Genomic DNA, 12,666 nt, shown 5'->3' on the forward strand with positions numbered 1-12,666 from the left:
TTCCTTAGCATCTGTTTAAATAGTTTCTTAAAGCCAGCGCTTTATGAAGCATTTTTCTGATTTCAGGAAACCTTACTGCACAAAAAAGGCGGGCTTATTTTTAAGCCCGCCTCTAAAATATTGTATTTATAAGATTGACTTTTTGACGTAATCTGCACTTTGCTTAATACTTACATATGGATCAATGCTGTAGTTCTCCTGCTCTACAATCAGGTGTTTTAATCCTGCTAGTTTAGCTCCTTTATAGATTGCTTTAAAGTCAATCTTACCAGAACCTACTTCTGTATTAATCGTGTTGTCAACTTTGTCCATATCTTTTACATGCCACATTGGAAAACGTCCCGGGTGATCAGTAAATAATTTGATTGGATCATTACCTGATCTTACAACCCAGTATAAGTCCATTTCAAACTTAACTGCATTCGGATCTGTTTCTTTTAGCAGAATTTCATAACCAGTCTTTTCACCATATTTTACAAACTCAAAGTTGTGGTTATGGTAACCAAGGCCTAGTCCGCTTGCTTTACAGATCGCTGAAGCTTCATTTAATCTTGCTGCAACTTTCTTCCAGTCGTCTTCTGTTTTGCGTAAATTATCCCCTAAATAAGGGACTACGATATAGCTGCTGCCAATTGTATTCGCTGCCTCTATATAGCTTTTAAGCTCATCTGCGTTACCAGTTCCAATGAACTTATCCATTCCATAATGCCCGCTTGGCGCAGTTAATCCATTATTTGAGAGTAAAGTTTTAAAAGCCTTAGGGTCTAAACCCCAGTACTTACCATTTAATGAATAACCATAAGTCTCTACTTCTTTGTAACCAGCTTTTGCAACTTTAGCAATCGTACCAGCTACATCAGGTGGTAATTGTGCTCTTAAGGAATAAAGTTGTAAACCAACAACTTTAGCCGGGGCAGCAGCAAAGGTTAGGGAGGGTAATACCACAGCACCTGCCGCAGCTAAACCCGCCTGTTTGATGAAATTTCTTCTTGAATTCATAATTAAATCTTTATAAGTCACAAATTTTTATCGCGTTTCTTAAGGACTGAAGTTTATCCTTCTGTTTTGGAATAAATTCCTGTGCGATGTATCCTTTAAAACCTGTTGCCAATATAGCTTTGATGATTGCAGGATAAAAAAGCTCCTGTGTATCATCTATTTCATTTCTGCCAGGAACACCTGCAGTATGGTAATGCGCAATATATGGATGATAAGTTCTGATATTATGAATAACGTCACCTTCATCAACTTGCATATGATAAATGTCGTATAGCAGCTTAAAGTTTTCTGAACCCAGTCTTTTAGCCAGTTCAGCACCCCAGGCAGTATGGTCACATTGATAATCTTTGTGATCAATTTTACTATTCAGTAACTCCATCACGAGCACAACATTGTGTTTTTCGGCAAGCCCGATAACCTGCTTTAATCCTTCTACACAATTATTCCATCCTTCTTCATCCGTTTTGCCTCTGCGGCTTCCGCTAAAACAAATCAGATTTTTATACCCGGCTTCCGCTACCAGAGGAATCATTTTTGTATAATTCTCTATCAGTTTCGGATGAAAGGCTTTATCATTCCAGCCATCAGTCAGATTAATTTCTGCACCATTGCACATCGAAGAATACAATCCATGTTTCTTCAAAACAGGCCATTCAGCAGGCCCTACAAGGTCTATTGCTTTCAAACCCATTCCTTTGACAGCAATACAAAGTTCATCCAATTCAATGTCACTGAAACACCAGCGGCAAACAGAATGGTTCACATTTCCTTTTAAAGGGGCATTATTTTTTAAAGGAGTATTGCCTGATTCCCTTTCTGCAGCGTAAGAGGGGATCGTAGCAGACAGTCCCAAAATTGCTGAACCTGTAATCATTGTTTTCAACGCATTTCTGCGGCTTTGCTCAGTTCCCATCTTTAAACTTCGTTAAATTGAGTGTCCACAACTCTTTTACGCTTCTCATTAAAGAAAACGGTGAAAAGCAGGAATACAACCAATGCAATTCCTGCAGGGATGATCCAAACCATTTTCCAGTCTACAGTGCCATCAACTAATTTATAGCTGTCAGTAATCATACCAGCAACTTTAAAGCCAATCAGCATCCCTACACCATAAGTAGCCAGCGTAATTAAACCCTGAGCAGCACTTTTATATTTTTCTCCAGCTCTTGAATTCGTGTAAATCTGTCCCGATACAAAGAAGAAGTCATAGCATACACCATGTAAAGCAATACCGATAATTAGCATAAAGCTTAATTCACCAGCATTACCATAAGCGAATAATGCATAACGAATTGCCCATGCAATCATGCCCACCAGGATCGTGGTTTTAAATCCGAATCTTTTGAAGAATACAGGTATCATTAATAAAAATAAGGCTTCAGATACTTGTCCGATTGCCATTTTACCAGTAGGCCCCTCTACACCAATATTGGATAAGAAAAGATTTGCATTCTGATAATAAAAAGCAAGCGGGATACAGATTAAAATCGCAGATACGAAGAAAACCGCGAAGTTTTTATCCTTCAGTAATTTCAAAGCATCTAAACCCAGGATATCTGAGATCGTAACTTTATCATCTTTAGATACTTTTGGTGGGGTTTTAGGCAATGCAAAACTAAACAAACCTAAAATCAGAGAAGCTACTCCGGCCATCAGGAAAGTGTTTTTTAACAGCCCTGAATCCATCCCAGCTTTTGAATCCCATAAGAATAAATAACTGATACATAATCCGGCAACAATCCATCCGATAGTACCCCAGAACCTGATATTTGAAAACTCTTTTTCAGCATCTTTCATCTGATTAAATGATACTGAATTTACCAATGCCAGGGTAGGCATGAACAGGATCATGTAACCTAAAACATAAGGATAGAATACATTTACATCCGTTGCTGTATACATCTGGTACATTAACACCGCTCCGATCAGATGCAGTACACCGAGAATTTTCTCTGCATTAAAGAATCTGTCGGCAATCAGTCCGATAATAAAAGGGGCAATAATCGCTCCCCATGACTGCGTAGAGAATACAGCAGCTGAGTCCGCACCTGTAGCATGCAGGTTTTTTTCTAAGAAAGTACCCAGCGTAACAAACCATGAACCCCAGATAAAGAACTCCAGGAACATCATAGTTGATAATTTAATACGGGTATTGATATTCATCATATAGTTTAAAGGTTTTTAAGGTGTATCAGAATTAAACAAGCTTACAGTTCTTTGATCATAATATTACGGAACCAAACTTCATCTCCGTGATCTTGTAATGCAATCTTTCCTTTTGTAAATGCTCCAAAACCTTCCCATTTAGCAAATTTGCTACCTGCGATCAGTGCTTTCCAGTTCTCATCGAACTGTGTAGTTGAAACTGTTTTTACGCCATTCAATATAAATTCTAATTTACCTTTATTACTGATAATTTCGGCAGTATTCCATTGTCCAACGGGTTTAACAGGTTCTGAGCTGCTTTTTACCAGGTCGTACAAATCACCTGCACGGTGTTTAATAATCTTTCCATCAGGGTGTCCATCATTGTCAATTACCTGCATTTCAGGGCCAGTACTATAAGTTTGATGGTATTTCTCCGGATTCTCATTGACGTGGAATAAGATACCACTATTAGATTTAGGGGCTACTTTCCAGTCAATTTTTAAATGGAAGTTTGCATATTCTTTATCCGTAATCAGGTCACCATCGTCTTTTTGTTTAGATTTAGGGTCAAGATGTATTGCACCATTTTCAACTTTCCAGCCTTTTCCGACAGCAGTTTTTCCATAGCTATGCCATCCTTTAGTCGTTTTTCCATCAAATAAAGAAGTGAACCCTTTTTTTGAACGCTGAGCTTGTGCGTTGAAGCCAATCATTGTAAATACCAGTATCGCAGAAATTGCGTAAGTCTTCATATAAGTTGTTTTAGATAAAATTAAGCACCCAGTGTCCATCCTTTGCGGTATTCGCGTTTGACGTACTGGTTTACAGCATCAAAATTGGTAACTTTCATATTGTCATTATCCCATAACAGTTTGATATTTCTGCCAGGATAACTAACTTTTCCATTGGCATCTTTGCGTTGTACATCATTTGCTCTGATCGCAAGGTTAGCCATTAACAAGGCTTCGGTAAGCGGGCCTGCAATTTCGAACGGAGAACTCAGTTCTTTTTTGCCATGACCGGCGATACAAGCCTCAACCCATTGCGCATAGTGACCTTCTGCGCCTTTCGGTACACGCGCAAATTTTTCAGGAACTTTAATGTCCTTATTACGGCTCAATGGTAAAAGACGAGGATTCGCGCTATAGGTTTCACTCACCATTTTTCCTTTTGTTCCGATGAATAACGTTCCATTACCACCATCACCAAATACTTCATTGGCTTCCAGTTCTTCCGGACGCGTGGGTTGAATACCACCATCCATCCAATGTACGGTAACATCGCCCTGAGTTTTAGCAGTTTTAGGGAATTTTAACGTTACGTGACTTGAAGGCGGGCAACTATCCGGGAAATAACCGCGTTTAAATTCATCGACATAAACAGAACCAACACTGGCTTCTACTTCAGAAGCATACTTTAAACCAAGCACACTAAAAGGAGCTTCCAGCAAATGGCATCCCATATCTCCTAATGCACCTGTTCCATAATCCCACCAGCCTCTCCAGTTAAAAGGAACAAGTTTTTCTACGTAATCTTTGTAAGGAGCACTGTTCAGCCATAAATCCCAATCCAGGTTTTTAGGAATATCAGCTTTGTTTGCAGACCATGGAATACCTTGCGGCCATACCGGACGATCTGTCCAGGCATAAACGGTATGTACATCTCCAATCAGACCAGCATCATACCATTCTTTCATTTGACGGGGACCATCATTTGAGGCACCCTGGTTACCCATTTGCGTAACCACTTTATATTTTTTAGCCGCTTCTGTTAGCTTTCTGGCCTCATAAATATCATGCGTTAATGGTTTTTGAACATATACATGTTTACCCAACTGCATGGCAGCAAGGGCAATCATTGCATGACTATGATCTGGCGTTGAAACACTAACTGCATCAAAGTTTTTATGCTCTTTATCAAGCAATTCGCGCCAGTCTTTATAAAATTTAGCTTTAGGGAAGCTTTTCACTGATCCCGCAGCTCTGTTTGTATCTACATCACATAAAAATCCGATATCTGCTTTTCCGCTTTTAGCAAAATTTGCAATATCTGAACCACCTTTCCCACCTGCTCCAACTCCTGCTACTATTAATCTGTCACTCGGCGCTATAAATCCATTGCCTCCCAATACATGGCGGGGTACAATCATAAATGAAGCTGCGGCTATTGCTGTTGTCTTAAGAAACGAACGCCTGTTAGACGCGTCTATCTCTTTGTTGGTTTTTTTCATCAGATTATATTGGTTTTAGGTTATGAAGCTTGCATGAGTTTTGTCAGCTAAACGCTGAGTGTAAACTCATGCAGGTTTCATGCTTAATACTATTTGGTTAGATAGGGATATGTTGATGTTCCGGAGAACTTATTTTTTTAGTGACAAAATCCAGGTCACCATTTGTTTTGCATCGTCTTTGCTTAAGTTAGGGTGAGGAGTCATTGGCAGATCGCCCCAGGTTCCTTTACTTCCGGCAATCACTACATCAGCTAATTTATTGATATTTTCTTCGCTTGAAGGGTATTTTGCTGCGATATCTACATAGGCAGGTCCGATTACCTTTTGAGTTTTGTTATGGCAGCCGATACAATCTGCTGTAGCTATTAGTTTTTCACCAGGCAACATTTCTGATGGAGTTTGTGCCTTTACCGTAGTTTCAGTATCTGTTGAAGCTGCTGTAGTTGATCCTTCAGTAGTAGCTCCCGGGTTTCCGCAAGAAGCTATCGCTAAACTAATACATCCCAAAATTAACAGTGTCTTTTTCATAATGTTCTTGTTCTTCTTAATGGTTATGAAGCTTTCCTGAGCTTTTTATCCTGCTTATAAAAGGTAAGCTCATTCAGGTTTCATTCTTTTGTGTGTTTGTGTTTTACTATTTATTTTATACCTAATATTTGTTTGTTGAATTCTGAATCTGCACCTGTCGCAGCGAAATCATCAAATGCTCTGGTGGTTACCGGAATGATGTGGTTTTTAATAAACTCAGCACCCTCTCTTGCACCAGTCTCAGAATCTTTAATACAGCATTCCCATTCCATTACTGCCCAACCTTTAAAATCATACTGAGCTAATTTACTGAAGATAGTTTTGAAATCTACCTGTCCATCTCCCGGAGAACGGTAACGCCCTGCACGGTTTGCCCAGCTTTGGTAACCGCCAAAAGTACCTTGTCTGCCAGTTGGGTTAAATTCTGCATCCTTTACATGGAAAGCTTTAATTCTTTCATGATACAGATCAATATACTGGATGTAATCCAGTTGTTGTAATACAAAGTGTGACGGATCATATAATAAACATGCTCTTGGATGGAAATTTACCTGCTCCAAAAACATCTCATAAGTTATCCCGTCGAACAAATCTTCACCAGGATGGATCTCATAACAAACATCTACACCACAAGTGTCAAATTCATTTAATATCGGTAACCAGCGGCGGGCAAGTTCTTTAAAACCTTCCTCTACTAACCCTTCTGGTCTTTGTGGCCAGGGATGGAACATATGCCATAAAAGAGAACCACTAAAAGTAGCATGTGCATTCAAACCAAGATGCTGAGAAGCCTTTGCCGCATATTTCAGCTGCTGTACTGCCCACTCAGTTCTGGCTGCAGGATTATTATGATAAGCAGCTGGCGCGAAACCATCAAATACCTTGTCATAAGCAGGATTAACTGCGATTAACTGACCTTGAATATGCGTAGAAAGTTCTGTAATTTCCAGGCCATATGAATTGATTTTTCCTTTCAGTTCATCCGCATAGGTTTTACTCTCTGCTGCTTGCTGCAAGTCAATAAATCTATTATCCAGGGTTGGCATTTGTATACCTTTAAACCCTAAATCTGCCGCCCACTGACAAATCCCGTCAAGGGAATTGAACGGGGCCTGGTCTCCAATAAACTGGGCTAAAAAAACTGCTGGTCCTTTGATTGTTGTCATCGTTATTTATATTTTAAAATCAAACCATTTCTGATCTGACAGCCCTGAGGCCACTACATTTTCTATAAATGCCATTCCACGTACACCATCTTCTACGCCAGGAAAATCTAACATTTCCGGAGTAGGGGTTTTACCTTCTTGCTTTGATTTTAAAGTTAACGCGAAATTCCGGTAAATGTTCGCAAAAGCTTCCAGATAACCTTCCGGATGTCCTGCTGGTGTTCTCGCATTAAACTGTGCCGCAGAGGTTAAATAACCTTGTCCGGCGCGGTAAAGTTGAGTGGGGGCATCCAGCCATTTTACTTTCAGCGTATTCGGTTCTTCCTGGTGCCATTCCAGGCTTCCTTTTTCCCCGTAAACTTTAATCTTCAATGCATTTTCTTCTCCCGCAGCAATCTGTGAAGCCACTAAAACACCATTTGCTCCGTTGTTGAACTTGAGCAAAACGTTTCCATCATCATCAAGCGCGCGGCCATCTACCATGATATTGAGGTCTGCGCAGATTTTTGTAATCTCTAAACCTGAAATATATTCGGCAAGCTGTGCAGCATGTGTTCCGATGTCACCCATACAACCACTAATCCCACTTTTCGAAGGATCAGTTCTCCACGCAGATTGTTTGTTGCCATCACGTTCAGAAGGTAAACTTAGCCAGCCCTGAGGATATTCTACCAGGATTTTTCTGATCTTCCCGAAAGCATTATCTTTTACCATTTGACGGGCCTGTTTAACCATCGGATAACCAGAATACGTATAGGTAAGTGCTAACGTTAAACCAGTTTCCAATATTTTGTCTCTGAGTAGTTTAGCTTCTGCCAGTGTCAAGCTGATCGGCTTGTCAATCACCACATGGAAACCATGTTCCAATGCCATCATTGCAGGTGCAAAATGCGCAAAATTAGGTGTAACAATAGTTACAAAATGCATTCTTGCAGTTGCAGGCAGGAGACTCTCTTTTTCGATCATCTCCTGGTAAGTCCCGTAATTTCTGTCTGCTGCCAGGAACAATAATTCGCCCGATTCCTTTGCGGTTTCAGGATTGGAACTTAAAGCTCCGCAAACCAGTTCTATCTGACCATCTATATTGGCTGCGATACGGTGGACGGCGCCTATAAAAGCATTTTTACCGCCACCGATCATCCCCATTCTTATTTTACCGTTCATTAAAGATTACCTTTTTTTAGTTCACTTACTGCAAAATCTGCTGCTCTTGCTGTCAAAGCCATAAAAGTCAGCGAAGGATTTTGACAAGCAATCGATGGCATACAAGAGCCATCCGTTACAAACACATTTTTAACTTCATGCATCTGGTTCCATTTATTTAATACCGAAGTCTTAGGATCATTTCCCATACGGGCTGTTCCTTGCTCATGGATAGCCATACCTGGAGTTGATCCCGCATCATAAGTTTGTATATTCTTGATTCCTGCTGCTTCCAGCATTTCTGCTGCATCATTCATCATGTCAATACGCATTTTTTCTTCGTTACCTTTAAACTCACAGTCAATAGCCAATACCGGCATACCCCATTTATCTTTTTTGGTTTTATCGATATAAACCCTGTTTTCATGGTAAGGAAGAGACTCCCCGAAACCACCTAATCCCATTTTCCAGGCACCTGGCTGTGTCATCAGATCTTTAAAGTCGCCACCAAAAGCAAGTTCAGCGACATCTTTATGCCATCCTGTGCGGCTTGCACCACCTTGATAACCGAATCCACGTAAATAATCACGTTTATCGCCACCCATGTTCTGGTATCTTGGTACATAAATACCATTTGCCCTGCGGCCATAAGTATATTTATCGTCAAAACCTTCTGCATCTCCAGAAGCACCACAACGAAAATGGTGATCCATTAAATTGTGTCCAAGCTCACCACTCGCATTCCCTAAACCATTAGGATGCTCAGCAGAAGTTGAATTTAACAATAAGAAAGTACTGCCTAAAGTAGAACCATTTACAAAGACAATCTTTGCAAAGTATTCTATGTTTTCTTTAGTCTCTGAATCGATGATCACTACACCTGTTGCTTTCTGCGTTTCTTTGTCATAAACAATATGGTCTACCAAAGAGAAAGGGCGTAAAGTAAGGTTTCCAGTAGCTACTGCAGCCGGAAGGGTAGAAGACTGTGTACTGAAATAAGCACCAAAAGGACAACCTCTGCTACATCTGTCACGGTATTGGCAACTTCCTCTTCCTCCATGGGGAACAGTCAGATTTGCTGTACGGCCAATAGTCATGATACGTGATTTCTTCCACTTATCTTCTATTCTCTTTTTAACATCTTTTTCCACGCAATTCATTTCCATTGGTGGCAGAAAGTGTCCATCAGGTAAAGCAGGCCAGTTTTCTACCTGACCACTAATTCCTGCAAACTTTTCTACATGGTCATACCATGGGCTTAAGTCTTTATATCTGATAGGCCAGTCATTACCATGACCATCTTTTTTATTGTCTTCAAAGTTCAGGTCACTGAAACGGTAACTTTGACGGCCCCACATCAATGATTTTCCACCCACGTGAAATCCGCGGTACCAGTCAAAACGTTTAACTTCTGTATACGGACATTCGTGGTCATTCACCCAAAAGCTTTCATTGAATTCCTGGTAAGGATAATCACGCTTTTGTACCGGGTGTGCATCTTTTTGTACTTCAGTTAATTTACCACGGTGTTCAAATTCCCATGGCTTTTTCATTGCTGTAGTATAGTCTTTTATATGTTCAATGTTTCTGCCGCGTTCAAGCAACAGAACTTTAAGTCCTTTTTCAGTTAGTTCTTTTGCTGCCCATCCTCCACTTATTCCTGATCCGACTACGATAGCATCGTATGTATTTTGTGCGGTTGCTTTTGTGTTTAAATTCATGTGTTTTGTAAATAGAAATTAAGAAGAATAAACTTTTTGTCCAGGTTTTAAATCAACACAGCCATTGTAACGGCCAGGAACGTCAATGTACTCTAACGCTTGTGTTGCACCGATTTCTGAAGTGAAATAACCTAGCATGGTTAAATCCCTTGCGATGGCAAAAAAGTAAGAAGGGCCTTGTGGGCCATATTTAGCAGCTTTAACAGTATTTGTCAAAGTTTTTCCAGTTCCTTTAGCTTTTTCTGCAGCTGCGGCTTTTTCACCATCAGCTTTCTGAGCAGCAACGGTCTCATCTCTTACTTTTCCAAGTAATTCTCCGCGTTCTTTTACAGAAATTTTAAGGAATGAATTGTTGTATTCTTTTTTAGAACGTGCTTCCAGATCTTCAAGACCTTTCACAAATACGTCTTGTGCCTCTTTAGGGTAACAATCCCTGACCATCATTGAAATCCATGGCCCTACACCTGCTGCTTTTGCACCCGGTGTTTTAGTTGACGGGATAATAATGTCAGCTACTTCAGTGATCAACTGGTCCTGATCTGCTGAAAATAGTCCCGATCCTTTCTTAGTGGAAGGGGTGTTACAGCTGTCAAGAAATACTCCGATTGTAGTAGCAGATAATGCGCCTCCCATTAAAAAGGCAATGTTTCTGACTGCGTCTCTTCTTTCCATACTTTGATATTTGGTTATTTAAGGTGTTGTTTATACACTATCAACTACTAAAAATAGAAAAAAAATAGACGTAACGAACAAAATAATGATATTTAATTTTCAATATTCTTGCTTTTGTTACACCCTATATTCATTCTAAATAAGGATTTAGCAAAAGGATGTCTAAACACCCTTCTAAGGGCTATTTTAACACCGCTTATTAAATATAAACAATACCTGTGTAAAAACATTTTTCAACAGGTTTCATGCAATTTTTTACCTTTGCCAAAATCAAAAGACCAATGACCGAAAAAATACTAGTATTAGGCTCTAATGGGCAGATAGGAACTGAACTGGTTACTGCGCTGCGCAAAACTTATGGTGAAGACAATGTAGTGGCCTGTGATATCCGACGTCCTGATTATGACATTAAGAATTCAGGACCTTTTGAGTTCGTTAATGTTTTAGAGAAGGATACTTTAAATACCATTTTTAATAAATACAAACCTAGCCAGGTTTATTTGCTGGCTGCCTTATTATCAGCTACCGGTGAGCAGAATCCAAAGCTTGCCTGGGACCTAAATATGAATGGTCTGCTGAACATCCTTGACCTGGCGATTGTCTATAAAACTGCCAAAGTTTACTGGCCAAGCTCCATTGCAGTATTCGGCCCTAATTCTCCAAAGGACCAGACTGAACAATACTGTGTGATGGATCCGAATACGGTTTACGGAATCAGTAAATTAGCGGGTGAAAGATGGTGTGAGTATTATCATCAGAAATTTGGTCTGGATGTACGCAGTATCCGTTACCCAGGTTTAATCAGCTGGAAAGCTGCCCCGGGTGGTGGTACAACGGATTATGCCATCCATATTTTCCATGACGCATTAAAGAAAGCTAATTATGCTTCTTTCCTTTCTGCAGAAACAGAATTACCAATGATGTACATGGATGATGCGATCCGTGGAACTATAGAATTGATGGATGCTCCGGCAGACCGTATTTCTATTCGTTCGAGCTATAATTTTGCTGGTGTAAGTTTTACGCCTGAAACTTTGGCCGCTGAAATAAGGAAACATATTCCGGAATTTACATTAACTTATACTGCTGATGATCCCCGTCAACAGATCGCTTCAAGCTGGCCCCGTTCAATGGATGATCAGATTGCAAGACGTGACTGGGGTTGGAAGCCTGAATTTGATCTGTCAAAAATGACGATTGATATGTTAAACAATTTAAAAAAGGTAGGGTAACCTATATAATTTATACCATGGGAAGAGCATTTGAGTTTAGAAAAGAAAGAAAATTTAAGCGTTGGGCTAAAATGGCCGTACAGTTCACCCGTATAGGGAAAGAGATTGTAATGGCAGTAAAGGACGGTGGTCCGAATCCTGATACGAATTCACGTTTACGTACAGCGATCCAAAACTCTAAAGCGGTAAATATGCCGAAAGACAGAGTGGATGCTGCAATTAAAAGGGCTTCTAATAAGGATGAGAATGGTTACGAGGAGCATGTTTACGAAGGATATGCACTTCATGGTGTAGCTATATTAATTGAAACTGCTACTGACAATACCAATAGAACTGTAGCTAATGTGCGTAGTTACTTCAGTAAAACCGGTGGTTCTTTAGGAAAAACAGGTTCTCTGGATTTCATTTTCAACCGTAAGTCTATTTTTAGGTTCTTACCAGGAGAAAAAGATTTGGAAGAACTGGAATTTGAACTGATTGATGCAGGCCTGGAAGAGCTTTATCTGGAATCTGATGAAGAGGGCCACGATATTGCAGTTGTTCAGACAGCATTTGAAGATTTCGGTAAAATGCAAAAGGCACTGGAAGATTTAGGCTTTGAAATGAAAAGCGCGAAATTGGAAAGAATTGCAATGTCTACAACTCCTATTTCTGAAGAGCAGGCACTTGATGTTTTTAAACTTATTGATAAGTTGGAAGACGATGACGATGTACAGGCTGTTTATAACAATATGGCAGAGTAAGAATAAGGGGGATATCCTCTGAGTATAAAAAAAACCAGGAAGTAGTTTTCTTTTGACGTTCATGAAGAATGAACAATATCAGAA

12 protein-coding genes are annotated in these 12,666 nt (G+C 39.9%); 2 read left to right on the forward strand and 10 right to left on the reverse strand.

Annotation, left to right across the window (positions count from 1 at the left end):
- Nucleotides 1-126: 126 nt before the first annotated feature.
- From AY601_RS23665 to AY601_RS23710, 10 genes are all read right to left on the reverse strand, one after another.
- On the reverse strand, nucleotides 127-999 hold the full coding sequence (locus AY601_RS23665; RefSeq protein WP_068406058.1) for a sugar phosphate isomerase/epimerase family protein: 873 nt from the start codon (nucleotides 997-999) through the stop codon (nucleotides 127-129).
- A 10-nt stretch (nucleotides 1,000-1,009) separates the two neighbouring features.
- A complete protein-coding gene (locus tag AY601_RS23670) occupies nucleotides 1,010-1,912 on the reverse strand; it encodes a hydroxypyruvate isomerase family protein (RefSeq protein ID WP_068406061.1) in 903 nt (300 codons plus the stop codon).
- 2 nt (nucleotides 1,913-1,914) lie between these two features.
- Complete coding sequence (locus AY601_RS23675) at nucleotides 1,915-3,162, reverse strand: nucleoside permease (protein WP_068407909.1); 1,248 nt, start codon at nucleotides 3,160-3,162, stop codon at nucleotides 1,915-1,917.
- A 44-nt stretch (nucleotides 3,163-3,206) separates the two neighbouring features.
- Complete coding sequence (locus tag AY601_RS23680; RefSeq protein ID WP_068406064.1) at nucleotides 3,207-3,899, reverse strand: 3-keto-disaccharide hydrolase; 693 nt, start codon at nucleotides 3,897-3,899, stop codon at nucleotides 3,207-3,209.
- Nucleotides 3,900-3,919: 20 nt separating this feature from the next.
- On the reverse strand, nucleotides 3,920-5,377 hold the full coding sequence (locus tag AY601_RS23685) for a Gfo/Idh/MocA family protein (RefSeq protein ID WP_068406068.1): 1,458 nt from the start codon (nucleotides 5,375-5,377) through the stop codon (nucleotides 3,920-3,922).
- 129 nt (nucleotides 5,378-5,506) lie between these two features.
- Complete coding sequence (locus AY601_RS23690) at nucleotides 5,507-5,905, reverse strand: c-type cytochrome (protein WP_068406070.1); 399 nt, start codon at nucleotides 5,903-5,905, stop codon at nucleotides 5,507-5,509.
- A 110-nt stretch (nucleotides 5,906-6,015) separates the two neighbouring features.
- Entirely contained in the window at nucleotides 6,016-7,071 is a 1,056-nt protein-coding gene (locus AY601_RS23695) for a sugar phosphate isomerase/epimerase family protein (protein WP_068406073.1), read from the reverse strand.
- Between the two features lie 6 nt (nucleotides 7,072-7,077).
- Nucleotides 7,078-8,235, reverse strand: a complete 1,158-nt coding sequence (locus tag AY601_RS23700; protein WP_068406076.1) for a Gfo/Idh/MocA family protein — start codon at nucleotides 8,233-8,235, stop codon at nucleotides 7,078-7,080.
- Nucleotides 8,235-9,935 (reverse strand): GMC oxidoreductase, encoded by a 1,701-nt coding sequence (locus AY601_RS23705; protein WP_068406080.1) that lies wholly within the window; start codon nucleotides 9,933-9,935, stop codon nucleotides 8,235-8,237. The genes AY601_RS23700 and AY601_RS23705 overlap by 1 nt, the downstream gene beginning before the upstream one ends.
- An 18-nt stretch (nucleotides 9,936-9,953) precedes the next feature.
- A complete protein-coding gene (locus AY601_RS23710) occupies nucleotides 9,954-10,607 on the reverse strand; it encodes a gluconate 2-dehydrogenase subunit 3 family protein (RefSeq protein ID WP_068406083.1) in 654 nt (217 codons plus the stop codon).
- Between the two features lie 281 nt (nucleotides 10,608-10,888).
- On the opposite strand from AY601_RS23710, the gene AY601_RS23715 reads away from it, so the two are divergent.
- Both AY601_RS23715 and AY601_RS23720 read left to right on the forward strand, forming a co-directional pair.
- Entirely contained in the window at nucleotides 10,889-11,839 is a 951-nt protein-coding gene (locus tag AY601_RS23715) for an NAD-dependent epimerase/dehydratase family protein (protein WP_068407912.1), read from the forward strand.
- A 17-nt stretch (nucleotides 11,840-11,856) separates the two neighbouring features.
- Nucleotides 11,857-12,582 (forward strand): YebC/PmpR family DNA-binding transcriptional regulator, encoded by a 726-nt coding sequence (locus tag AY601_RS23720; protein ID WP_068406087.1) that lies wholly within the window; start codon nucleotides 11,857-11,859, stop codon nucleotides 12,580-12,582.
- Nucleotides 12,583-12,666: the final 84 nt, after the last annotated feature.

Source organism: Pedobacter cryoconitis (assembly GCF_001590605.1).
In the GTDB taxonomy this organism is placed as follows: Bacteria; Bacteroidota; Bacteroidia; order Sphingobacteriales; family Sphingobacteriaceae; genus Pedobacter; species Pedobacter cryoconitis_A.